The 21,438-nt window shown below is 56.5% G+C and carries 27 protein-coding genes; 17 read left to right on the top strand and 10 right to left on the bottom strand.

What is annotated here, in order from left to right:
• Positions 1-5: 5 nt before the first annotated feature.
• The 4 genes from ASD8599_RS16485 to ASD8599_RS16470 are packed head-to-tail and all read left to right on the top strand — an operon-like array spanning position 6 to position 2,973.
• On the top strand, positions 6-707 hold the full coding sequence (locus tag ASD8599_RS16485) for an ABC transporter ATP-binding protein (protein WP_108829545.1): 702 nt from the start codon (positions 6-8) through the stop codon (positions 705-707).
• Positions 704-1,954, top strand: a complete 1,251-nt coding sequence (locus tag ASD8599_RS16480) for an ABC transporter permease (RefSeq protein WP_108829544.1) — start codon at positions 704-706, stop codon at positions 1,952-1,954. The genes ASD8599_RS16485 and ASD8599_RS16480 overlap by 4 nt, the downstream gene beginning before the upstream one ends.
• Positions 1,955-1,969: 15 nt before the next feature.
• The gene (locus tag ASD8599_RS16475; RefSeq protein ID WP_108829543.1) at positions 1,970-2,476 is read left to right on the top strand and encodes a DUF3299 domain-containing protein; all 507 of its coding nucleotides are present in this window, start codon (positions 1,970-1,972) and stop codon (positions 2,474-2,476) included.
• A gap of 5 nt (positions 2,477-2,481) precedes the next feature.
• Complete coding sequence (locus ASD8599_RS16470) at positions 2,482-2,973, top strand: DUF3299 domain-containing protein (protein WP_108830239.1); 492 nt, start codon at positions 2,482-2,484, stop codon at positions 2,971-2,973.
• 21 nt (positions 2,974-2,994) lie between these two features.
• On the opposite strand, the gene ASD8599_RS16465 is transcribed toward ASD8599_RS16470, so the two are convergent.
• Complete coding sequence (locus ASD8599_RS16465; protein WP_108829542.1) at positions 2,995-3,972, bottom strand: glutathione S-transferase family protein; 978 nt, start codon at positions 3,970-3,972, stop codon at positions 2,995-2,997.
• A gap of 194 nt (positions 3,973-4,166) precedes the next feature.
• On the opposite strand from ASD8599_RS16465, the gene ASD8599_RS16460 reads away from it, so the two are divergent.
• The 4 genes from ASD8599_RS16460 (at position 4,167) to ASD8599_RS16445 (ending at position 8,030) form a co-directional block, all read left to right on the top strand.
• Positions 4,167-4,523 (top strand): hypothetical protein, encoded by a 357-nt coding sequence (locus ASD8599_RS16460; RefSeq protein ID WP_108829541.1) that lies wholly within the window; start codon positions 4,167-4,169, stop codon positions 4,521-4,523.
• A gap of 200 nt (positions 4,524-4,723) precedes the next feature.
• Complete coding sequence (locus ASD8599_RS20165; protein WP_146188228.1) at positions 4,724-5,002, top strand: hypothetical protein; 279 nt, start codon at positions 4,724-4,726, stop codon at positions 5,000-5,002.
• Positions 5,003-5,062: 60 nt separating this feature from the next.
• Positions 5,063-6,448 (top strand): PepSY-associated TM helix domain-containing protein, encoded by a 1,386-nt coding sequence (locus tag ASD8599_RS16450; protein ID WP_219928872.1) that lies wholly within the window; start codon positions 5,063-5,065, stop codon positions 6,446-6,448.
• A 187-nt stretch (positions 6,449-6,635) separates the two neighbouring features.
• A complete protein-coding gene (locus ASD8599_RS16445) occupies positions 6,636-8,030 on the top strand; it encodes an MATE family efflux transporter (RefSeq protein ID WP_108829538.1) in 1,395 nt (464 codons plus the stop codon).
• Between the two features lie 2 nt (positions 8,031-8,032).
• On the opposite strand, the gene ASD8599_RS16440 is transcribed toward ASD8599_RS16445, so the two are convergent.
• Complete coding sequence (locus ASD8599_RS16440) at positions 8,033-9,202, bottom strand: MalY/PatB family protein (RefSeq protein ID WP_108829537.1); 1,170 nt, start codon at positions 9,200-9,202, stop codon at positions 8,033-8,035.
• 101 nt (positions 9,203-9,303) lie between these two features.
• Here ASD8599_RS16440 and def (ASD8599_RS16435) point away from each other — a divergent pair, with 101 nt between their 5' ends.
• From def (ASD8599_RS16435) to ASD8599_RS16415, 5 genes are all read left to right on the top strand, one after another.
• Entirely contained in the window at positions 9,304-9,822 is a 519-nt protein-coding gene (gene def / locus ASD8599_RS16435; RefSeq protein WP_108829536.1) for a peptide deformylase, read from the top strand.
• The gene (gene def / locus ASD8599_RS16430; protein ID WP_108829535.1) at positions 9,819-10,319 is read left to right on the top strand and encodes a peptide deformylase; all 501 of its coding nucleotides are present in this window, start codon (positions 9,819-9,821) and stop codon (positions 10,317-10,319) included. Before def (ASD8599_RS16435) ends, def (ASD8599_RS16430) begins: the two co-directional genes overlap by 4 nt.
• Positions 10,316-10,807 (top strand): peptide deformylase, encoded by a 492-nt coding sequence (def, locus tag ASD8599_RS16425; protein ID WP_108829534.1) that lies wholly within the window; start codon positions 10,316-10,318, stop codon positions 10,805-10,807. Before def (ASD8599_RS16430) ends, def (ASD8599_RS16425) begins: the two co-directional genes overlap by 4 nt.
• 94 nt (positions 10,808-10,901) lie before the next feature.
• The gene (gene fmt, locus ASD8599_RS16420; protein WP_108829533.1) at positions 10,902-11,807 is read left to right on the top strand and encodes a methionyl-tRNA formyltransferase; all 906 of its coding nucleotides are present in this window, start codon (positions 10,902-10,904) and stop codon (positions 11,805-11,807) included.
• A gap of 12 nt (positions 11,808-11,819) precedes the next feature.
• Entirely contained in the window at positions 11,820-12,056 is a 237-nt protein-coding gene (locus ASD8599_RS16415) for a hypothetical protein (protein ID WP_108829532.1), read from the top strand.
• A 25-nt stretch (positions 12,057-12,081) separates the two neighbouring features.
• On the opposite strand, the gene rnhA is transcribed toward ASD8599_RS16415, so the two are convergent.
• The 8 genes from rnhA to ASD8599_RS16375 form a co-directional block, all read right to left on the bottom strand.
• Positions 12,082-12,537 carry a ribonuclease HI gene (rnhA, locus tag ASD8599_RS16410; RefSeq protein ID WP_108829531.1) on the bottom strand — a complete coding sequence of 152 codons (456 nt, stop codon included), beginning with the start codon at positions 12,535-12,537 and terminating at the stop codon, positions 12,082-12,084.
• A complete protein-coding gene (locus ASD8599_RS16405; protein WP_108829530.1) occupies positions 12,530-13,123 on the bottom strand; it encodes a class I SAM-dependent methyltransferase in 594 nt (197 codons plus the stop codon). The genes rnhA and ASD8599_RS16405 overlap by 8 nt, the downstream gene beginning before the upstream one ends.
• Positions 13,120-13,572 (bottom strand): DUF3429 domain-containing protein, encoded by a 453-nt coding sequence (locus tag ASD8599_RS16400; RefSeq protein ID WP_108829529.1) that lies wholly within the window; start codon positions 13,570-13,572, stop codon positions 13,120-13,122. The genes ASD8599_RS16405 and ASD8599_RS16400 overlap by 4 nt, the downstream gene beginning before the upstream one ends.
• The gene (locus ASD8599_RS16395) at positions 13,572-14,186 is read right to left on the bottom strand and encodes a LysE family translocator (RefSeq protein WP_108829528.1); all 615 of its coding nucleotides are present in this window, start codon (positions 14,184-14,186) and stop codon (positions 13,572-13,574) included. The genes ASD8599_RS16400 and ASD8599_RS16395 overlap by 1 nt, the downstream gene beginning before the upstream one ends.
• A gap of 22 nt (positions 14,187-14,208) precedes the next feature.
• On the bottom strand, positions 14,209-14,601 hold the full coding sequence (locus tag ASD8599_RS16390) for a RidA family protein (RefSeq protein WP_108829527.1): 393 nt from the start codon (positions 14,599-14,601) through the stop codon (positions 14,209-14,211).
• Positions 14,598-15,548 (bottom strand): 4-hydroxy-3-methylbut-2-enyl diphosphate reductase, encoded by a 951-nt coding sequence (gene ispH / locus ASD8599_RS16385; RefSeq protein ID WP_108830238.1) that lies wholly within the window; start codon positions 15,546-15,548, stop codon positions 14,598-14,600. The genes ASD8599_RS16390 and ispH overlap by 4 nt, the downstream gene beginning before the upstream one ends.
• 105 nt (positions 15,549-15,653) lie before the next feature.
• Positions 15,654-16,634, bottom strand: coding sequence for an oxidoreductase (locus ASD8599_RS16380; RefSeq protein ID WP_108829526.1), 981 nt, complete (start codon positions 16,632-16,634; stop codon positions 15,654-15,656).
• Positions 16,635-16,794: 160 nt separating this feature from the next.
• Positions 16,795-17,367, bottom strand: coding sequence for a LabA-like NYN domain-containing protein (locus ASD8599_RS16375; protein ID WP_108829525.1), 573 nt, complete (start codon positions 17,365-17,367; stop codon positions 16,795-16,797).
• Between the two features lie 148 nt (positions 17,368-17,515).
• On the opposite strand from ASD8599_RS16375, the gene folK reads away from it, so the two are divergent.
• From folK to ASD8599_RS16355, 4 genes are all read left to right on the top strand, one after another.
• Positions 17,516-18,085, top strand: a complete 570-nt coding sequence (folK, locus tag ASD8599_RS16370; RefSeq protein WP_108829524.1) for a 2-amino-4-hydroxy-6-hydroxymethyldihydropteridine diphosphokinase — start codon at positions 17,516-17,518, stop codon at positions 18,083-18,085.
• Positions 18,086-18,160: 75 nt separating this feature from the next.
• On the top strand, positions 18,161-18,514 hold the full coding sequence (rpoZ, locus tag ASD8599_RS16365) for a DNA-directed RNA polymerase subunit omega (protein ID WP_108829523.1): 354 nt from the start codon (positions 18,161-18,163) through the stop codon (positions 18,512-18,514).
• A gap of 25 nt (positions 18,515-18,539) precedes the next feature.
• Complete coding sequence (locus ASD8599_RS16360) at positions 18,540-20,681, top strand: RelA/SpoT family protein (RefSeq protein WP_108829522.1); 2,142 nt, start codon at positions 18,540-18,542, stop codon at positions 20,679-20,681.
• A gap of 19 nt (positions 20,682-20,700) precedes the next feature.
• Positions 20,701-21,360: a DUF2062 domain-containing protein gene (locus ASD8599_RS16355; RefSeq protein WP_108829521.1), complete on the top strand. Its 660-nt coding sequence runs from the start codon at positions 20,701-20,703 to the stop codon at positions 21,358-21,360.
• The last annotated feature ends 78 nt before the right edge of the window (positions 21,361-21,438 follow it).

Raw genomic sequence — 21,438 nt, 5'->3', positions numbered from 1 at the left:
GCACAATGGGGTCGGGGCCTGCCATACTGTCGTTAAAGGATGTCCGCTACGCGTGGCCGGGGCGGGCATCTTTTGCTTTGGATATTCCCGACTTTACGCTGGCGGCCTCTGAAAGCGTGTTGTTATTGGGGGAAAGCGGGTCTGGCAAATCAACGCTTTTGTCTTTGATTTGCGGAACGATCACGGCGGACGCAGGAACGGTCACAGTCGCAGGAACAGACATTGCATCCATGTCTGCAGGCCAACGCGACCAGTTTCGGGCCGAACATATCGGGCTGATTTTTCAACAGTTTAATTTGCTGCCCTATGCCCGTGTACTTGATAATGTCCTGCTGCCTTTGCGGTTTGCGCCTTTGCGGCGCGCCCGCGCGGGGGTGCCTCTCGAAACCGCGTCGCTGCTGTGTTCAAGCCTTGGGTTGCCCGCAGATGCCATCGCGGCGCATGCAGGAATGCTCAGTGTCGGTCAGCAACAGCGGGTCGCCGCGGCGCGGGCCTTGATCGGCGCCCCCCCTTTGATTGTTGCAGATGAACCGACGTCTGCACTGGACGCCGCAACGCAGGCCACGTTTCTCGATTTGCTGTTTGCACAGGTCCGGACTTCGGGCGGGACTCTTTTGATGGTCAGCCATGATGCACGCCTTGCACCGCATTTCGACCGCGTTGTGTATATGTCGGACATTATCCGAACACGGCAGGGCGCATTATGATGCTACGACTTGCCTTTGGGTCGCTGATGGCCCGTGCCTTGACTGTGGGTATGACGATCCTTGCGATCGCCTTGTCTGTTGCTTTGTTTTTGGGTGTTGAGAAAGTACGCACCGGCGCCAAGGCCAGCTTTGCAGATACAATTTCGGGGACAGACCTGATTGTAGGCGCACGGTCGGGGTCTGTTCAGTTGTTGCTGTATTCGGTTTTCCGCATCGGCAACGCCACGAACAATGTGACGTGGGACAGCTATCAAGATATCGCATCTCGCCCCGAGGTTGATTGGATCGTGCCCATTTCGCTGGGCGACAGTCACCGTCAATTTCGGGTGATGGGCACCACAGGTGCGTTTTTCGAGCGCTACAAATACCGGTCTGGACAATCGCTGGCCGTGGCGGATGGCGCTTTGATGGATGATGTGTTTGATACGGTCATCGGGGCGGATGTGGCGGCCACGCTGGGATACCGTGTCGGATCCCCGATTGTTGTGGCCCATGGGCTTGCGTCGTTTGTGGAACACGACAATCAGCCCTTCCGCGTCTCTGGCATTCTGGCAAAGACCGGCACGCCTGTGGACCGCACTGTCATTGTCAGTCTGGAAGCGATCGAAGCGATCCATGTGGATTGGCAAAGCGGGGCTGCCATCCCCGGGCAATCAACATCGCCCGACACAATCCGTCAGATGAAGCTGGAACCCAAAGCCGTAACCGCAGCCCTTGTGGGGGTCAAAAGCCGCCTCAAGGTCTTTGCCTTGCAACGCGCCATCAACGAATACCCGCGAGAACCATTGCTGGCGATCCTGCCCGGCGTGGCCCTGCAAGAGCTGTGGCAAATCGTAGGAATTGCAGAAACAGCATTGATTGCTGTGTCGGGGATGGTGGTTGTGACGGCTCTGATCGGGATGATGGCCACGATCTTTTCAAGCCTGAACGAACGTCGCCGCGAAATGGCGATATTTCGCGCAATGGGGGCGCGCCCCCGCGTGGTGCTGGGATTGTTGATTGTCGAGGCCGCAATGATGGCTGCGTTCGGGGCCGCACTGGGGCTGGGGGTGCTTTATATTGCGCTGTTTGTGGCACAACCCTTAATGGACGCCGCCTTTGGCTTGTGGCTGCCCATTGACCCGCCATCCCTGCGCGAGCTTTGGGTGTTGGCCTGCGTTGTCGGTGCTGGCGTAATTGTGAGCATCGTGCCAGCCCTGCGGGCCTATCGTATGTCGCTGGCTGATGGTATGATGGTCAGGATTTAGCAAAAGAGGGTTGATATGGCACATTTATCGCGCCGCACTCTGATCTCGGTGGCCGCGGCTTTCGGTGCTTTGCCGCAACATGCGCTTGCAGCATCGCCAAAGACCATCGGTTGGGAAGATTTGATTCCCGCTGGTGTCCCATATGGTGAAATCATCGGTCAGGGTGAAATTGACGCCCTGAATGATACCTGGTTGCCCGAATTCGACGAAAATGCATCCAAGCTGAACAAGGATTTGCACGGGGCCTACATAAAGATGCCCGGCTATATCCTGCCCATTGACGTGTCGACCAAAGGGGTCACCAGCTTTATCTTGGTGCCTTATGTCGGGGCTTGTATCCACACACCGCCGCCGCCGGCCAATCAGCTGGTTTTTGTCGACAGCAAAAAACCATGGCCCAGCGACAAGCTGTGGGACCCTGTGTGGGTGACAGGCCAAATGCGTCATGAAATGCAATCTACATCGGTGGCTGACATCGGATACGCGCTGACGGCTGATGCGATGGAAGTCTACGTCTGGTGATGACGATGCCTGATCGCCGCGCCGTTCTGGCCGCCCTTGGGGCGCTGTCCATCACGCCATCCGTGGCGTTTGGCAGTGAATACATTGACTTGGAATGGACAGATCTGGTGCCGGAAGGGCAGCCTGCATTACCCCCCGTTATTCAGGACCTGATCCAGCACGACGGCCCCGACATGTCCCGCCAACAGCCAGTGTCGCATGGGGTTCGCACCGATTGGAACGGTGAAATTGTGCGGCTGCCGGGGTTCGTGGTGCCAATCGACTATTCCGGCACAGGCGTGACCGCTTTCATTCTGGTCCCGTTTGTCGGGGCATGCGTGCATGTGCCACCGCCCCCCGCAAACCAGTTGGTTTTTGTCACGACCCAAACGCCCTACGAAGGGTCCGGCCTGTTCGAGGCTGTGAATGTGATCGGCATGTTTGGAACTGCCTCCACATCCACGCAGTTGGCGGACATCGCCTATGCCTTGTCAGCAGACCACATCGAACCCTTCTGACGCTGTCTGATTATCCACGCCTTATCCACCGCGCCCGTGCGGGGCCATGAAGTCCAGAACAGGGTTCGTTGGAATGATCCGGTTCGGGTTAATGGTGTCATGGCTGTAGTGATAATGGCGCACGATATGGTCCATGTTCACGGTGCCTGCCACGCCGGGGTGTTGGTACAACTCGCGTGTGTAGGCCCAAAGGTTGGGGTAATCCACGATGCGTTTGCGGTTACATTTGAAGTGCAAGTGATACACCGGATCAAAACGCACAAGCGTCGTGAAAAGCCGCCAATCGGCTTCCGTTAGGGCATCGCCCATCAGATACCGGTTCCGGGCCAAACGGTCTTCCAGCCAATCAAGCGTGTCGAACAAAGGGGCGATGGCTTCGTCGTAGGCGTCTTGGGTTGTCGCGAACCCGCAGCGGTAGACGCCGTTGTTGAAGGTGTCGTAAATCCGGTTGTTAACGGTTTCAATCGCGTCGCGCTGGGCTTCGGGCCAAAAGTCGTCTGTGTTGCCGGTGATGGCGTCAAAGGCGCTGTTGAACATGCGGATGATTTCAGAGGATTCGTTGGACACAATCGTGTTTTGTTGTGTGTCCCATAGAACTGGCACTGTCACACGGCCTGAAAAGGCAGGATCCGCCTTGGTGTAGATGTCGCGGGCAAACGGCAGGCCAAACAAAGTATCGCCTGTCGCGCCATGGTCATCAGTTTGGAACGTCCAGCCGTCGCCCAGCATGTCAGGATGTACGGCAGAGACGGAAATGTGGTCAGACAGGCCTTTGATCTGGCGAAAGATCAACGCGCGGTGGGCCCACGGGCAGGCGTAGCTAACGTATAGGTGGTAGCGCCCCGATTCGGCGGCGAATCCCGAAACGCCGGTTGGGCCCTTTGACCCGTCAGGGGTCACCCAATTGCGAAACTTTGCAGCCGCGCGTTCGAATTTTCCGCCAGAGGATTTTGTGTCGTACCACTGGTCGTGCCAGACGCCGTCAACCAAAAGGCCCATGTGTTTTCTCCTTGTTTGTAAGGGAAAGTTAGGCATGAAAGAAGATGTGCACCAGTGCAGAACCCGCGCAGCCGACCTGCGCAAATGCACAAATCTGCAACATGCTGCGATGCGTCGTAAAAAATTAATTTGAAGCTGCTATAGATTGTTCCATGTTCAGTTTCGGGTGGGATGACCTTGAGGAGAGGTTCGCGATGTCGACGTATGTTCCAAAAGAAGTTCAAGCGGGTTTGGACCGTGCACGCCTGGCGCGCTTGGCCAAAGGATCACGGTTGCGGATTGACGTAGACGGGCAGGTTTACCGTGTTTTGCGCATGTGGAAGACGGGCTTTTCTATGGATGCGGCGTCGGCACCATCGCAGGTGCGCGGCCATGTCGATTTATACGACGGCGCACGTCACTTGTTCCAGTGTCTGGTGATCGCCAGCGAAGAAGATGCAGGCGAAGTGTCCTTTGAATTCAAACGCTTGACCGCAGTCTCGGATGCTCCGGCCCTTGATTTTGTAAAGGCGAAAGACGCACCTGTGGCTTTGTTGGCAAACGGCAGCTAGCGCAATTTGGCGCAGGTGTGGAAGTAGCTCTCGCAATTTGTGCGGCCTCTTAATAAACCTGTGCCGAAATGACTGTGCACATACAACATAAGTTTGCCTTCCAACCGGCAATGTGCGGCGCGGCCCGGTACGTCCGTGTTTATGCGGTATGGGTTTTTTGCGCGTGTTTTCTGGCGGCAGCCAGCCTTGCGCCCGGAACAATGCCACAATCGCAATACGGTGGATTTACAGTCGTTTTATGTACCGGGGATGGTCCGGTCACCATGACTTTGGATGAAAATGGCGACCCCATAGAAGCACAACACGCCCCCTGTGATTGGTCGGCTCAGGTGATCGCTGTCGATGTACCTTTGCATGCCCCGCTGGCAACACCTGCACGGCTCACTGCGTTTGTTCCAAATCTGGAAGCCCCGCACGTGCCAGTGCGTTTTGCGCTTGTGCAAACCAACCCTGCGCGCGGGCCCCCACACACCCTCTGATCCACTCCAATCTATTAATTCTGTCAGAGGATATATCCCATGGTCTCAATCGACCTTTCGATGACGCCTGCGTCCAGTGATGCCGCGTCAAAATCCAACCCGTTTTACCGTGCCGCATGGCGGTGGCATTTTTATGCGGGCCTTTACGTTATACCGTTTTTCATGATGTTGGCTGTCACCGGCATGGCAATGTTGTGGATCGCCTTTCTGGACGGAAGGGACGGTGAACGCATGCCTGTCGTACCTCAGGACGCGGCTTTGGCGGTGTCGGTGCAAGCGGATGCTGCCGTGGCTGTCATCCCGAATGGTGTGCTGAAGCAATATTTGGCGCCCCGCGCCGAAGACCGCGCTGCCGTGTTTCGCGTCGATGCGGATGGCACGGCCACAATGGTTGCAGTGGATCCTTACACAGCCGCAGTTATCGCCGAATACCCCCGTCGCTCTGGCTGGTATGATTTTGCAGACAATTTGCACAGCAACATCATGCTGGGTGTCACAGGCGACCGCATGCTGGAGATCGCGGCATCCTTGGGCATGGTCCTGATTGCCACGGGTCTTTACATGTGGTGGCCCCGCAAAGGCGGCATGCGTGCAGCCCTTGTGCCAAGCTTCAAACGTGGCCGTTCGCTGTGGAAGTCATTGCACGGGGTTCTGGGGATCTGGTTGTCGTTTTTCTTGGTGTTCTTTCTGATTTCCGGTCTGGCTTGGGCTGGCATCTGGGGGGGCAAAATGATGCAGGCGTGGTCGCAGTTCCCGGCCGAAAAATGGGACAACGTGCCCTTGTCCGATGACACCCACGCCAGCATGAACCATGGCCCCAAAGAGGTGCCATGGGCGTTGGAACAAACGCCAATGCCCGCATCGGGAAGTGATGCAGGCGTCGCAGGTTTGAAGGCGGGCGTGACGGCTGACATCGACAGCATCGACGCACTTGCCCGCACAATAGGGTTCGAGGGGCGATACCAGCTGAACCTTCCATCGGGCGATGCAGGTGTGTGGACCCTAAGCCGCGACAGCATGAGCAACGATACAACCAACCCGATGGCGGACCGCACAACCCACATCGACCAGTATTCAGGCAAGATTTTGGCCGATGTCCATTTTGCTGATTATTCATGGGCGGGCAAAGCCATGGCCGTGGGCATCGCGTTGCACATGGGGACATTGGGGCTGTGGAGTGTTTTGGCCAACACGGTGATTTGCCTTTCAGTTTTGTTCCTTTGCGTCAGCGGCATCATCATGTGGTGGATGCGAAGACCGTCCGGAGCAGGGCGTTTGGCGGCACCCTCCATGCCCGCCCATATGCCGTTTTGGCAGGGCGCGGTTCTGGTGGGCCTTGTGGTTTCATTGGCCTTCCCCTTGGCGGGTCTGACCCTGATCACTGTGTTGGTTCTGGACCTGTTGGTGCTTTCAAAGATACCCGCGCTGAAACGCGCCTTTAGTTGAAAAATGTGGGTTGACCGTTCTTCGGTCAGCCCATACCACCATGCCAAGGGTCTGGACCCCTGCTGCTCGCTGGTGATTTGCCATGGTGAAGTTCAGATAGATAAACCCGCTTTCAGCCATTTGCGGTCTGTCGGCAATGCGAGCCCCTGCATAATTTCCGCATCAAACAGCTGAAAGAAGGCTTTAGATGTCTCACACTGATCCAAAGGGCGTGGTTGCGCCCCAAACCCGAACCGACAACATTTATCTGCAAGGCAGCCTTGGCGCTTTGTTTCTAAAAACGGCGGCGCCCATCATGCTTGTGATGGTTGTCAACGGACTGTTCACCATCGTGGATGCCTATTTTCTGGGGGTTTATGTGGGGGCTGATGCGGTGATCGCTGTCACGTTGATGTTTCCGCTTTATATGATGATCGTCGCGCTTTCTACGCTTGTCGGCAACGGATTTTCATCCGTTTATGCGCGGTATCTGGGCGCGAATAAACAGCAAGCCGCAACAGATGTGTTTGCGTCGGCTTTGCAGCTTTCGGTGCTGATTTCGGGCATCCTGATTGTAGGGTTCGTGGTGTTTGGCTGGTCTTTGGCGTTGCAGGTTGCAGCGGGCGATGCCGGTTTGGCCGCCTTGGGGCATCTCTACATTGCCATCATGATTTTTGGCGCTCCGTTGACGTTTGTCTATGCCGTCAACCTTGATGCGGTGCGCGCCGAAGGGTTGTTGCCGTTCATGGCCGCGGTGACGATGGCGTCAGCTTTGATGAACATTTTCTTTGATTGGCTGTTCATCGTGCCCTTTGACATGGGGGTTGCCGGATCGGCCTATGGCACGTTGCTGTCGCAGCTATTGGCCGCTTGCGTCATTTTGCTGTACCGGCGTCGCAATCCCCGCGCCGTGCCGTTGCGACTGCTGCGTACGCAGGCACGTCATTGGATTGAAATGCTGGCTTTGGGCGCACCGTCCAGCCTTGGATATGTGGGGCTGTCCTTGTCTGCAGGGGTGACGTTGTTTTCGTTGCAAATCTGGGCTGCGGATATGTTCGAGACGACCAGCGGAGCCTTTGGGATTTTGACGCGTTTGATGACGTTCACGTTCTTGCCGTTGCTTGGCTTGTCCTTGGCCTTTCAGACCATTGTGGGCAACAATTACGGGGCCGGGGCGATGGACCGCGTGGGCCAAGCTGTTCGGATCGCCCTTGTGGCGGCCTTCATTTACTGCGCCACGATGCAGGGCCTGTTCTTGCTGCTGGCCCCGTCTTTGGGGGGCATATTTGTCGACGACATCGGCATTCAGCTGGAATTGGCGCGTATCATTCCTGTTGCAACTCTGACGCTGATCCTGTTCGGACCGTTGATGATGATTGCCACCTATTTCCAAGCCATTGGTGATGCGGCCCGCGCCGCTATTCTGGGGCTGTCGCGCACTTATGTGTTTGCAATCCCGCTGACCTTTGCCTTGCCCTTTGTAATGGGGGAATGGGGCATTTGGTATGCGGGGGCGGTCGCCGAAGGGTTGGTTCTGGCGACCTGTATACTGGTGCTTTGGCAGCTCAGGCGCAGTTCCGCGCGCCCTGCTGTCAAAGCGTAGATTTACTGCAAATCCCCAAACGCGCGTGCAATGCGGTCAACGGCCTCTTGGACGCGTGCGCGGGGGGTGGCGATGTTGAAGCGCAAGAAGGTGTCGCCGCCTGTGCCAAACGTCGGCCCATGGTTGACTGCAATTTCAGCGTCTTTTTGCACACGGTTGGTGAAATCTTCGCGCGACATGCCTGTGCCGTCGAAATCAACCCAGGACAAATACGTGGCCTCCAAGTTCATCGACGCCAGCCCCGGAATCGCATTGACGCCCGCATCAAACAGCTTGCGGTTGCCATCAAGGTATTCGATCAACTCGTCCACCCATGCGGCGCCGGCAGGGGAATAGGCCGCGGTCGCCATGAACAGACCGAAAGAGTTCGCAGACAAACCCAAAGCAGCCATGCGGCCTGCAAACCGCGCCCGCAAGTCAGGATCTTCGATAATCACATTTCCCGAATGGGAGCCTGCAATGTTGAAGGTCTTGGTGGTGGCTGTCATCATCACCAACCGATCGGTGATGCCCTCAATTTTTGCCATCGGAACGTGTGTGTTTCCCGGAAACACCAGATCGTGGTGGATTTCGTCCGATACAAGCACCAGATCATGGCGTTTGGCGAAATCGGCAACCTCTTGCAGCTCTGCTTTGGTCCAGACACGCCCGCCGGGATTATGTGGTGAACACAGGATCACCATCTTTTCAGCGCCCGTCATTTGCGCATCATAGGCGTTGAAATCCATCGTGTAGACACCATCTGTGTTGGCCAGTTCGCATTCAACCACGTGGCGCCCCGCCGCTTTGATAACTTTGGCAAAGGCATGGTAAACAGGCGTGAACAGCACAACCCCGTCGCCGGGGGCTGTGAAGGCATCAACGCACATGGCGGTGCCGTTCACCAACCCGTGTGTGGTGAAGATCCATGCGGGGTCCACGGACCAACCGTGGCGTGTTTCCATCCACCAGTTGATGGCCGCCTTGTATTTACTGTCGTCGCCGAAATAACCCATCACGCCATGATCGACTTGGGCAGTTACACTATCAAGCACGCATTGCGGCGGTTTAAAGTCCATGTCCGCGACCCACATGGCCAACCCGGTGTCGGTGGGCACGCCATACAGCTCTTCCATTTTGTCCCATTTGACACAGTGGCTGCCGCGTCGTTCTATAATGTCGTCAAAGCTCATGGGGGTCTCCGGATTTTACAGGTTTGGCCCAAGCTACTCTGATCTGATCTGCGTGCAAGGGGGCGTTGCGGCGGCTTTCGCTTTGTCCTACATCTGAGCCTATGAAACGTCCTATTCTTTTGCACCCCGATCCGCGTTTGAAAAAAGCCTGTGCCGCCGTTCCTGATCTGACGGACGATCTGCGGGCCTTGGCTGATGATATGCTGGAAACCATGTACGATGCCCCGGGCGTTGGTCTTGCGGCGCCGCAGGTCGGTGTTTTGCAGCGTCTCGTCGTGCTGGACTGCGTGAAAGCCGAAGGCGAAACACCGCGCCCGCTGATTATGTTTAACCCTGAGGTCGTGGCGTCTTCGGATGATCTGAGCGTTTATGAAGAGGGTTGTTTGTCCATGCCTGAACAGTTCGCGGATGTGACACGGCCTGCCGAAGTCACCGTCAAATGGATCGACCGTCACGGCCATGAGCAGACCGAAGATATGAACGGTTTGTGGGCCACATGTGTGCAACACGAAATTGACCATCTGAACGGCAAACTGTTCATCGACCATCTCAAACCTTTGAAACGGCAAATGATCACCCGCAAAATGGTGAAGATGAAGCGCGAATTGGCGCGCGGATGAGTGTCCTGCCCATTTTGAAGTGGCCTGACCCGCGCCTGACCGAAACATGTGTGCCTATAGATGAGGTGACTGACGACATCCGCACGTTGGCCGCAGACATGCTTGAGACAATGTACGCAGCCCCCGGCCGTGGTCTGGCTGCCCCTCAGGTCGGGGCGATGGTGCGTATGTTTGTAATGGATGTCGGCTGGAAAGAGGGCAAATCCGATCCCCTGATTTGTATCAACCCGATGCTTCAAGAAGTCGGGGAAGATCGTGTTTCAAATGACGAAGGCTGTTTGTCTATTCCCGGCGTCCGCGCGTCCGTGAACCGCCCCGCGCAAGTGCAAATGGTGTGGTCTTCGCTGGAAGGTGCGCGTTACGTGCAGTCCTTTGACGGGTTTGCTGCGGCCTGTGCCCAACACGAACTGGATCATCTGGACGGCATCGTGACTTTTGACCATCTGGATGCCGCGACCCGTGCCGCACTTGAGGCGGATTATGAGGCGCAGCAATGACTGTTCGTCTTTGCCTGCCTTGGCCTGACAAGCGCCTGCGCACAGCTGCCGCCGAAGTCAGTGAGATTACCGATGACATTCGTGCCATTTGGCAAGATATGGTCGATACGATGGATGCCATGCCCGGTGTCGGATTGGCTGCGCCGCAAATCGGTGTGATGTTGCAATTGGCCGTAGTGGATGCATCGGACCGGCGTGACCGCCGCATTTTGATGGCCAACCCCAGCGTTCTGGATGCATCCGACGAGATGAACACACACGATGAAGCCAGTCCCAATTTGCCCGGTGTCTCTGCAAAGGTGAAGCGCCCGAAAACCGTGGTCGTGCGCTATATGAATGAGGCTGGCATCATCACCCGCCGTGACTTTGACGGTTTGGAAGCCACGTCCGTCCAACATCAAATCGATCATTTGCAGGGTCGCATGTATTTTGACAATCTGGGTCGTGTGAAACGCGATATGCTGTTGCGCAAGGCACGCAAAAGCTAGGGTTTTGGTGTCCGGAGGGCTTAGTCGGGGCGCTGCCCCCGCCCCTTACGGGTCTCCCCCGGGATATTTTTAGCGAAAAGAAAGAAGGGTCGTCATGCGTGTGGTTTTTATGGGAACGCCTGAATTTTCCGTTCCGGTGCTGGACGCTGTTCTGGCGGCGGGGCACGAGGTTGTGTGCGTTTATTGTCAGCCCCCCCGTCCTGCCGGTCGTGGCAAGAAGGACCGTTTGACGCCGGTACACGCCCGCGCAGACGCGCTAGGATTGCCTGTGCGCCATCCGGTTTCGGTACGCACCTCCGACGCATTGGCCGAGTTTTCAGCGTTGCAAGCGGATGTCGCTGTTGTCGTGGCATACGGTTTGATTTTGCCGCAAACGATACTGGATGCGCCAGTGCATGGATGTTTGAATATTCACGCAAGCCTTTTGCCGCGATGGCGGGGCGCTGCCCCCATTCACCGCGCCATCATGTCGGGTGATATGCAAACGGGTGTTTGCATCATGCAGATGGAGGCTGGATTGGACACTGGTCCGGTGTTGCTGCGCCGTTCAACGCCGATCTCGGAGGCCGAGACCACAGCTGACCTGCATGACCGCCTTAGCGCAATGGGGGCGTCTGCGATTGTGGATGTGTTGGCTGATTTGCCGGGACTGCCGCCCGAAGTCCAACCCGAAGATGGCGTCACCTATGCTGCTAAAATCGACAAAAGCGAAGCGGCGATTGATTGGGCACAGCCTGCGCGAGATGTGGATCGTTTGATCCGCGGCTTATCCCCGTTTCCAGGGGCCTGGTTTGACTTTGAAGGCACACGCGTGAAGGTTCTGGGGTCGGTCTGCGTGGAGGGCACGGGCGTGGCAGGTCAGGTGATCGACGATGCGCTGACGGTGGCCTGTGCTGACGGAGCCGTGCGATTGACCCGCTTGCAACGGGCAGGCAAAGCGGCGCAGGATGTGCAGGTGTTCCTGCGCGGTGTATCGATGCCCAAAGGCACGCAATTGTAAGGAGAGGCCTTTATGTTTCCGACGATGATTGGCACAGTCGTGATTGCGGGGATCATGGGCTATCTGTCCGAAAAGTATGATTTTACCCACAACGGTATCGTTCAAAGCATCATCATCTGCATCGGTGGTGCGTTCTTGTTTTATTTTGTGCGGCTGATGTTCGGCTTTGGGTTCGCCAGCCCCGGATTGAACGCGATCGTGTCGTCGGTTGGTGCGCTTATCATTGTCCCGACGCATTGGCGTAAATAGCGGCGCAAATTGTTAGGCGCAGTGTTTAAGATTTTTTAAACGGTGCCATTCCTGCACGCGCCAGTTCATCGGCACGTTCGTTTTCGGGGTGGCCGGCGTGACCTTTGACCCATTCCCATGTCACATCATGCTGCGCGTTTGCCGCATCAAGCCGCTGCCAAAGTTCGGCATTTGCGACGGGCTTTTTGGCCGCGTTTTTCCAACCGTTTTTCTTCCACCCAAAGATCCACGATGTGATCCCGTTTTTGACATAGTTGCTGTCGGTGACGATGGTGATCTTGGTCTTTCGGGTCAGCGATTCAAGCGCATTGATTGCGGCCAGCAGCTCCATCCGATTGTTGGTGGTTTGCTTTTCGCCACCCTTCAGGGTGCGTTCCTTGACAACTGTGTTGCCGTCTTTGGCCTGCAGCAAAGCCCCCCAGCCGCCGGGGCCGGGATTGCCTGAACAGGCGCCGTCCGTGTATGCAAATAAATCAGCCATATGCGCGCAGACATATCCAGTCTGCCATGACGCCGTCCAGCCCTTTATCGCTTCCATAACTCCGGTCAGTGATTGTGAGGTTCACGTCCCCCAAAAGCGTTTCCAGTTCTGGTTCTGTGAAGTAGGTGTAGAGCCTGCCGATCGGGTCCCTTTTCTCGCCAGAGCCCAGCTTTACGCCGATATGAAACACGCCGCCGGGTTTGAGGGCTGTGGCGATGGCGCGAAGGTGGCGCGGGACATCTGCGCGGGGCACATGCAGCATGGAAAAGTTGGCCCAGATTCCGTCGTAACAGTCGGTGCTTGTGACATCATCAAACGTGCCTTGCGTGGCACTTACACCGTTTTGCTGTTCTGCAAGGTCTACCATTTCGCGCACGGGGTCCATTGCAATGACGCGAAAGCCTGCTTGCGCGATCTGGCCCGACGCGTGGCCCGGACCGCATCCTATATCAAGCACCGTGCCTCCGGGTGGCAGTGCGGCAAGAAAGCCCAGCAATTGCTTGTCTTTGCGAGTGCCTTCAACCGTTAAGTCGGCGTAGTCCTGTGCTTTTTGGGCGTAGACATTCAGGGTTTCTGTGTCCGTCAAAAGAGTACTCCGATGCTAAGGCTTCCAACCACGATTGTGGTCAATAACACACGTAAACGCATCCACCACACTGGGGTAAGCCCCCATGCGGTAAAGGCGAAATCAAGGATAAGGACGCCGATGAAGCCAAAAATCAGGTTCATCAGCCCGCTTGTCGGGCCAGTCGCAGGGGCCAGAAATATCCACAAAGCAGGCAGCGTGGCCAAGGCATAGCCAACAGCGGCCTGCGCCCCGCGTGTTTTGGTGGCGAAGCCCCAAAGGACACCCGACATGAAGCTTAAGATAACCGTGCCGTAGCTGAGTTGCACAAACAAGCTGACGTTGCGTGGCCCGAACAGTCCTGCGCCCCATGTGGCAAGGCTGGGCACAAGATAGCTGATAGCACCCCATACAAACGGGATCAGCCCGGCCAACCCAAGCAGCAGAGGAGCGCGCGGAATACCAAACATCAGGCGCGTTCCAAAGCCAATCGTCCGGCCAAGGCCGTGAAGATAACTGCAAAGCTGCGGTTCAGCCACGCCATGGCCCGTTCCGATCCCAAAATCCAGCGTCGTGCGGCTGCGGCGAAACTGCCGTACAGCACAAACACAGCAAAGGTCATCGCCATGAACACAAGCCCCATCACGGACATCTCAAGCGTTGCGGAACTGGCGGTGCCAGACAGAAACGGCGGCAGAAGGGCCAAAAAGAAGATCGACAGTTTGGGATTCAGAATGTTGATCAACGCCCCCCGTCGCGCGATGTGCCAGCCGCTTTCTGTTGTTTTGGTTTCGGACACGGCCAGCGCCCCGCCTGATTTCAACGCCTGCCACGCAAGATACAACAGATAAGCGACGCCCGCGAACTTCACGACATTGAACAGCAGGGCTGAGGTGTGCAGGATCGCGGCCAGCCCCAAGGTGGCGGCGGCAAGGTGGGGCACGATCCCGAAGGTGCACCCCAAAGCGGCCCAGATGGCGGCCCGTCGGCCTTGACCCAGCCCAAGGGCGAGGGTGTAGATGACGCCGGTGCCGGGGGCGATGACAACAACAAAAGCAGTGAGCAGAAATTGAAGAGTGATCAAGGCGGGTCTCCGATCTTGGAAGCTATGAAGGGGCGCGTGCAATTACGCGAATTTCGACCAAGGCGCCGGGGCGGCGCAGTCCTGCGACTTCGACGGCGGTCCAAGCAGGGTAGGGGGCTTTGACATAAGCGGCGTGGACGGTTGAAAACGTATCAAAGTTTTCGGCAATCTTGATGTGGTAGCTGGTCATTTCGACAACATGGCCGAAATCCAGATCAGCGCCTGCCAAACAGGCTGCGATTTTGTCGAAGGCGCTGCGGAATTGTGTGGCGGGGTCTTGAGGCATCGTGCCGTCCGTTGCACTGCCTGTCATGCCTGTCACAAACAGATGACCATTGGACATGACGGCCGGCGACAGCTTTAACGGCACATCATCAGCGGTGACGCCTTTGGGAAAGACGGCCCTTTGGCTCATGCTGGTTCGCGCAACACGCGGGGCACTTTGAATTCTACGTTTTCCACGGCGGTTTCCACCAGTTCCTCGGTCACGTCATATCTGCCTTTGAAAGCGTCGATGACTTCGTTGATCAACACTTCGGGGGCAGAAGCGCCAGCCGTGATCCCGATGGATGTGATTCCGTCCAAAGCCCGCCAATCAATGTCTGTGGCCCGCTGCACCAGCTGCGCGTATTGGCAGCCCGCGCGTGCGCCGACTTCGACCAGCCGTTTGGAATTCGATGAATTCGGTGCACCCACAACAAGCATCGCGTCGCATTTGGGGGCCATGGCTTTTACGGCTTCCTGACGGTTGGTTGTGGCGTAACAAATGTCTTCTTTGTGCGGGCCTACGATGTTGGGAAACCGCGACTGCAAAGCGGCAACAATGTCGGCTGTGTCGTCCACCGAAAGGGTGGTCTGTGTCACGTAGGCCAGCGCGTCGGGGTCGCGCACTGCCACGGATGCAACATCTTGCGGGGTTTCGACCAGCAGCACTTCGCCGTCGGGCAGTTGCCCCATGGTGCCTACGGTTTCGGGATGCCCTTCGTGGCCGATCATGATCATTTGCAGGCCATTGTCAGAATGGCGTTGCGCTTCGATGTGGACTTTGCTGACAAGCGGGCATGTTGCATCGACATAGACCATCTGGCGGGCGGCCGCGGCATTGGGCACAGATTTCGGCACACCATGGGCCGAAAAGATAACGGGGCGGTCGTCGGGGCACTCGGACAGTTCTTCGACAAAAACGGCCCCTTTGTCGCGCAAGCCGTCGACGACGAATTTGTTGTGCACAATTTCGTGGCGCACAAAGACGGGCGCCCCCCATTTTTCCAACGCCATTTCCACAATCTTGATGGCGCGGTCGACGCCTGCGCAAAAGCCGCGCGGTGCCGCAAGGTACAGTGTCAAAGGGGCTTTGGTCATGGGGGCCTCCGCAGGCATGTGCATCTGGCTTATGGATAAGCGCAAGGGGCGCTGTGGTCCAGAGCTGTTGGAGGCCGCTTGCTTTTCATCTGGTTATGCAGCGCCTTAGTGTGTGTGGGCCAGAAGGTCTTGGCTTAGGGCCCAAAGCCGTTCGGCGCTGTCGTCGTCGCAAGCGTGTGCGTTGACCCCTGAAAATCGTGCTGTTGGGCTATCAGGGTCGGTCACAGCAGCAACATCGCAGTCTTCACAATATACCCCAGCCTTTCCGTCCAACACGGCGGCAGTTGCGGCCCAAACGGTGGTGGATGCGCCTTGTTCAGGCGTTTTGAAGCCTTGCTTGGCCAATTCCGAAGGTTCCCCGTCTGCGCCCAGCCACCCCAAAGCGATCATTTCTTCTTTTGGCAGGTGACGCTGCAAGGGCGTAAAAATGCCACCGGGATGGACGGAAAAGGCGTGGCCACCGCTGTCCTTCAGGCGGCGGGCCAAAGCATTTGCAAACAGCGCATTGGCGGTTTTGGCTTGGCCGTACGCCTGCCATTTGTCGTAGGGTTCATCGGTGTAATGAACGTCATCCCAGCGGATGTCCGACAGCTTGTGACCCGTAGAGGACAAGGCCACGACGCGTGCGCCGGATGCTTTTTGCAGTGCTGGCATCAAGTCTTGGGTCAATGCGAAGTGGCCCATGTGGCACACGCCGAACTGTGCCTCCCAGCCGGGCCCCACGCGGGTTTCAGGGCAGGCCATAATGCCTGCGTTGTTTATCAGCAGATCAAGCGTGTCTGTTTGGGTCAAAACATCTGCGGCAAAGCGACGAACAGAGGTGATGTCGGCCAAATCCATGGCGGCACTTGTCACATCACCGTTGACTTGGGCCAGTGCATCCTGTGCCTTTTGCGGACTGCGCACCGGCACAATGACTTTGGCCCCTTTTGCGGCAAGGGCTTTGACCGTTTCCAATCCAATGCCGCTGTAGCCGCCCGTCACCACGGCCGTTTTGCCGCTTAGGTCGATGCCGTCCAACACGTCCAAAGCGGATGTTTTGGCGGGAAAGCCTGCATTGGTGGGCTGTTGGTCAGAAGCTGCCATAATACGTTCCTTTGGGATGCGAGGTCCGAGTGTCGGGCCTTTTGACAAAGTTTGCTGTTCGCATATCCAAATTCAAGCAGGTGGCGCGATCTGTTAGAGAGAAACGAAAAGCGCCGACAGGTTTCCCCATCGGCGCTTCAACACAAATGCTATGTGGTCATCATTGCGCTTGTGCGGCAACCTCGTCGCGTTCAGGTGTGAATTCACGAGGGGGACGCCCAATGACGTCTTTCAATTCGTCCAGTTCGATGAAGTTGTCGGCCTGCCGCCGCAGTTCGTCCGAAATCATCGGTGGCTGGCTGCGGATGGTGGACACCACAGACACGCGCACGCCCTGGCGTTGCAGGCTTTCGATCAACGGGCGGAAATCGCCGTCGCCCGAAAACAAGACGATGTGATCGACGCGGGGTGCCAGTTCCATGGCATCCACGGCCAGTTCGATGTCCATGTTGCCTTTGACTTTACGCCGGCCCATGCTGTCGGTGTATTCCTTGGCCGGTTTTGTGACCATGGTGAAGCCATTGTAGTTCAGCCAGTCTACCAGCGGGCGAATGGGGGAGTATTCGTCATTCTCCAGCAATGCCGTGTAGTAGAACGCCCGCAGCAATTTGCCACGACGCATGAATTCCTGACGCAAGAGCTTGTAGTCGATGTCGAAGCCCAAAGATTTGGCTGCGGCATACAAATTGGACCCGTCAATGAACAGCGCCAGCCGTTCGTCCTTGTAAAACATTTAAATGTCCTTCCGAAGAATTTCGTAGCCGCAGAGAGAGATATAGAGTTTCGAAGTGTGCGTTTGAATAAAATCGGCTACGCAATGTTGTGAAGATAGTATTTCCACCCACGGATCAAGTCTGCGTTTGGGTGAAAAGGGGGGGAAAGTGGCGCAAATCTGCTCACAATTGGTAGTTGCCCTAGGGGCAAATCAGCCATCATCCGCTGGTGCGCCAGAGCTGACCTTGGGTAAAGCGGTGGATGCGTTGATGCAATCACAGGTCGTGATTCGGGCTGTCAGCCCTTTTTATCGCACCCCGTGTTTTCCTGCGGGTGCCGGTCCGGACTATGTGAATGCAGCCGTCGCGCTGGAAGCGCCATGGTCGCCCGCGCAGGCTTTGGCCGAATTGCACAAGATTGAAAACAGCTTTGGGCGGGTGCGAGACCAACGTTGGGGGCAACGCACGCTTGATATGGATTTGATTGCTTACGACGATCAGGTGGCCCCCGATCTGGCCACTTACACGCAGTGGCGTGATCTGAACCCCGAAGCGCAGTCTCTCAAGGCCCCTGACACGTTGATCTTGCCGCATCCCCGTTTGCAGGACCGCGCCTTTGTCCTTGTGCCGATGGCCGATATTGCGCCGGACTGGCGTCATCCGGTGTCAGGCCTGACTGTGTTGCAGATGTTGGCGGCGCTGCCAAAGTCGCTGCGCGATGAGGTCAAAGCGTTATAATATCTGCTTGTAAATTAGGGGAATCCCGCCTAAACACCCGCTTCTATTCCTATCCTTTGCTTTTGGAGCACCACAATGGCCCGCGTTACTGTTGAAGACTGCGTCGATAAAGTCCCAAACCGTTTTGAGTTGGTGATGCTTGCATCGCACCGTGCGCGTGAAATCTCGGCTGGTGCTGCGATCACTGTGGATCGGGACAATGACAAAAACCCTGTTGTGTCCTTGCGCGAGATTGCTGACGAAACGCAAAGCGCTGATGAACTGCGTGAACGTTTGATCGAATCGAACCAAAGCCAGATTGAAGTTGATGAAGCCGAAGAAGACGCAATGGCGCTTTTGATGGGTGCCGAGCAAGACAAACCCGAAGAAGACAGCATGAACGAAGAAATGCTGTTGCGTCAGTTGATGGCGGCCCAAGGCCAAAGCTAAGGCCACGACTTAGGATGCGGACCGGATGACCACAGCCGATGACCTGATCGCACTGGTCCGCACATATAACCCCAAGACAAACGAAGCCCTTATTCGCGCCGCCTATGACTATGGCGGCGAAATGCACGAAGGGCAGTTTCGCCATTCTGGTGAACCCTATTTCACCCATCCCGTCGCGGTTGCTGCCATTCTAACTGAGCAGCGTCTGGATGATGCCACCATCATCACCGCTTTGCTGCACGACACCATTGAAGACACCAAAGCATCCTACGCTGAGGTCTCGGAACTTTTCGGGGAAGAGACCGCAAAGCTGGTGGACGGCGTCACCAAACTGACAAACCTGCAACTGACCAGCTCTGAGACCAAACAGGCGGAAAATTTCCGTAAGCTGTTTATGGCGATGTCCAAAGACTTGCGCGTTATTCTGGTCAAACTGGCTGACCGGTTGCACAACATGCGCACCATCAAATCCATGCGCCCCGAAAAGCAGGTCCAGAAGGCCCGCGAAACCATGGACATTTTTGCGCCATTGGCAGGCCGCATGGGCATGCAGTGGATGCGTGAAGAACTGGAAGACCTTGCGTTTCGCGTTCTCAATTCAGAAGGCCGCGCCAGCATCATTCGCCGCTTTATCACACTGCAACGCGAAACCGGTGACGTGATCCAACGCATTACCGGTGATATGCGTTTGGAACTTGAGAAAGTCGATATTGAAGCTGATGTGTTTGGCCGCGCCAAAAAGCCCTATTCGATTTGGCGCAAAATGCAGGAAAAAGAACAGTCCTTTAGCCGTCTCAGCGATATTTACGGATTTCGGATCGTGACGGGCACCGAAGAAGACTGCTACCGGATTTTGGGGGCCATCCACCAACGGTGGCGGGCTGTGCCGGGCCGTTTCAAAGACTATATCAGCCAGCCAAAATCCAATGGATACCGTTCTATTCATACCACAGTGTCGGGCCGCGACGGCAAACGGGTAGAGGTGCAAATTCGGACCCGCCAAATGCATGATGTGGCAGAATCCGGTGTTGCCGCGCATTGGTCTTACCGCGATGGCGTGCGCACCCAGAACCCCTTTGCTGTAGATCCGGCCAAATGGATTGCGCAACTGACCGAACAGTTTGATGGCGAAGATAATCACGAGGACTTTCTTGAGGCCGTAAAGCTCGAAATGTATTCGGATCAGGTTTTTTGCTTCACTCCGAAAGGCGAGGTGGTGAAATTGCCGCGTGGGGCGACACCTATCGATTTTGCCTATGCCATCCACACGCGCATCGGCAACGCCTGTGTGGGGGCCAAAGTGGACGGGATGCGTGTGCCGCTGTGGACCCGTGTGAAAAACGGGCAATCGGTGGAAGTTGTAACCGCCGAAGGGCAAACGCCCCAAGCAACATGGTTGGACATTGCCCAAACCGGCAAAGCGAAATCTGCCATTCGGCGGTCTTTGCGCGAAGCGGACCGTGAACGGTTTATCAAACTGGGCCGCGAACTGGCGCGATCTGCCTTCGGCAACGTCAAAAAGAAGGCCACGGACAAAGCGCTGGCCTCTGCTGCCAAACAGTTGCGATTGAAAGATGGCGATGAGGTTCTGGCGCGTTTGGGGTCAGCCGAATTGACGGGCCGCGAGGTGGTGCAGGCCATCTACCCCGATCTGCAACAAAAATCCGGTGCGTCCGTGGATGCGCATAGGGCGGTTATCGGTTTGGCGCCGGGCCAGTCGTTTGAACGCGCCAGCTGTTGCCAGCCTTTGCCCGGAGAACGGATCATCGGGATCACGCAGCGCGGCACAGGCGTTGTTGTGCACACCATTGATTGCGAACGACTGGAAGCCTTTGAACAGCAACCCGATCGTTGGTTGGACCTGCATTGGCACGATGGCAGCCACGCTGCGCAATATGGGGCGACGTTGAAGTTGACCATCGGGAACGATGCAGGTGTCTTGGGTCGCACCTGCACCTTGATTGGTGAGACTGGCGCAAATATCTCAGACTTACATTTTGTGGATCGGAAACCTGACTTTTACAGTTTGCTGATCTATGTGGAATTAAGAGACGTGGCACACCTGCATTCCCTTGTGGGCGCGTTGGAAGCCGAAAGCGATGTCGCCAGCGTTGAGCGGCAAAGAGATATGGCGCGTACCGGCCCTGAAAAGGCCCGTACCGTCTGAAACGACAAAGGACACCACGGTGATTTTTAAACGCCGCGACCCAAAACCGGTTTTGCGTGCGGTGGCCGAATTTCTTTGGCCACGCGGCGGTTGGGCGCGTGCGTTTCACTATGTCAAACATCGGGTCCGCCGTTTGCCGGACAGTCCCGAACGCATTGCGCGCGGCATTTGGGCCGGTGTCTTTACCACGTTCACCCCCTTTTATGGCATGCACTTCATTGTGGCCGCTTTGATCGCGCGGCTTATGCGCGGCAACATGCTGGCCTCTTTGATGGCGACCTTTTTCGGAAACCCACTGACGTATGTTCCCATTGGCCTTGCCGCCTTGAAAACGGGGCACTGGTTGCTGGGCACCGAAATGGAAGAAGGCGCGCAACGGTCTTTTGGCGGCAAATTCTGGGACGCTGCGGCTGACCTTTGGCTGAACATGAAAAACGTGGCAACGGGGCAAGCCACCGACTGGCACGGAATCATGGTGTTCTATCATGAGGTTTTCTACCCCTATCTGGTCGGGGGCATCTTGCCGGGCATCCTATGTGCGACCGTTTGCTACTATATTTCGGTGCCTTTGATCCGCGCCTATCAGCACCGTCGCAAAGGCGTGATCAAGGCCAAATTCGAAGCTTTGAAGGCCAAAGCAGCGGCCAAAGCCGAAGCCAAACGCAAAATTGAAGAATAGTGCGCAGCCGCGTTTGCGCTGTGTCGGTACAATAAACCTGTGTACTTTGCCGGTGCCGCGCGCTTCTTTTGCCCTAAA

Source organism: Ascidiaceihabitans donghaensis, assembly GCF_900302465.1.
Lineage (GTDB): Bacteria > Pseudomonadota > Alphaproteobacteria > Rhodobacterales > Rhodobacteraceae > Ascidiaceihabitans > Ascidiaceihabitans donghaensis.
This window is presented reverse-complemented; position numbering and strand designations above follow the sequence as displayed.

Bases quoted from the DNA above. Each gene is read 5' to 3' on its own strand.
- ASD8599_RS16415 (WP_108829532.1), top strand. From the start codon at position 11,820: ATGTTTCCGACGATGATTGGCACAGTCGTGATTGCGGGGATCATGGGC.
- ASD8599_RS16445 (WP_108829538.1), top strand. From the start codon at position 6,636: ATGTCTCACACTGATCCAAAGGGCGTGGTTGCGCCCCAAACCCGAACC.
- ASD8599_RS16480 (WP_108829544.1), top strand. From the start codon at position 704: ATGATGCTACGACTTGCCTTTGGGTCGCTGATGGCCCGTGCCTTGACT.
- def (WP_108829535.1), top strand. From the start codon at position 9,819: ATGAGTGTCCTGCCCATTTTGAAGTGGCCTGACCCGCGCCTGACCGAA.
- rnhA (WP_108829531.1), bottom strand. From the start codon at position 12,537: ATGGCTGATTTATTTGCATACACGGACGGCGCCTGTTCAGGCAATCCC.
- ASD8599_RS16400 (WP_108829529.1), bottom strand. From the start codon at position 13,572: ATGTTTGGTATTCCGCGCGCTCCTCTGCTGCTTGGGTTGGCCGGGCTG.
- ASD8599_RS16390 (WP_108829527.1), bottom strand. From the start codon at position 14,601: ATGAGCCAAAGGGCCGTCTTTCCCAAAGGCGTCACCGCTGATGATGTG.
- ASD8599_RS16440 (WP_108829537.1), bottom strand. From the start codon at position 9,202: ATGAGCTTTGACGACATTATAGAACGACGCGGCAGCCACTGTGTCAAA.
- ASD8599_RS16465 (WP_108829542.1), bottom strand. From the start codon at position 3,972: ATGGGCCTTTTGGTTGACGGCGTCTGGCACGACCAGTGGTACGACACA.
- ASD8599_RS16360 (WP_108829522.1), top strand. From the start codon at position 18,540: ATGACCACAGCCGATGACCTGATCGCACTGGTCCGCACATATAACCCC.
- ASD8599_RS16475 (WP_108829543.1), top strand. From the start codon at position 1,970: ATGGCACATTTATCGCGCCGCACTCTGATCTCGGTGGCCGCGGCTTTC.
- ASD8599_RS16485 (WP_108829545.1), top strand. From the start codon at position 6: ATGGGGTCGGGGCCTGCCATACTGTCGTTAAAGGATGTCCGCTACGCG.
- ASD8599_RS20165 (WP_146188228.1), top strand. From the start codon at position 4,724: ATGCCACAATCGCAATACGGTGGATTTACAGTCGTTTTATGTACCGGG.
- ASD8599_RS16375 (WP_108829525.1), bottom strand. From the start codon at position 17,367: ATGTTTTACAAGGACGAACGGCTGGCGCTGTTCATTGACGGGTCCAAT.
- ASD8599_RS16460 (WP_108829541.1), top strand. From the start codon at position 4,167: ATGTCGACGTATGTTCCAAAAGAAGTTCAAGCGGGTTTGGACCGTGCA.
- ispH (WP_108830238.1), bottom strand. From the start codon at position 15,548: ATGACCAAAGCCCCTTTGACACTGTACCTTGCGGCACCGCGCGGCTTT.
- fmt (WP_108829533.1), top strand. From the start codon at position 10,902: ATGCGTGTGGTTTTTATGGGAACGCCTGAATTTTCCGTTCCGGTGCTG.
- def (WP_108829534.1), top strand. From the start codon at position 10,316: ATGACTGTTCGTCTTTGCCTGCCTTGGCCTGACAAGCGCCTGCGCACA.
- ASD8599_RS16380 (WP_108829526.1), bottom strand. From the start codon at position 16,634: ATGGCAGCTTCTGACCAACAGCCCACCAATGCAGGCTTTCCCGCCAAA.
- ASD8599_RS16450 (WP_219928872.1), top strand. From the start codon at position 5,063: ATGACGCCTGCGTCCAGTGATGCCGCGTCAAAATCCAACCCGTTTTAC.
- rpoZ (WP_108829523.1), top strand. From the start codon at position 18,161: ATGGCCCGCGTTACTGTTGAAGACTGCGTCGATAAAGTCCCAAACCGT.
- def (WP_108829536.1), top strand. From the start codon at position 9,304: ATGAAACGTCCTATTCTTTTGCACCCCGATCCGCGTTTGAAAAAAGCC.
- ASD8599_RS16470 (WP_108830239.1), top strand. From the start codon at position 2,482: ATGCCTGATCGCCGCGCCGTTCTGGCCGCCCTTGGGGCGCTGTCCATC.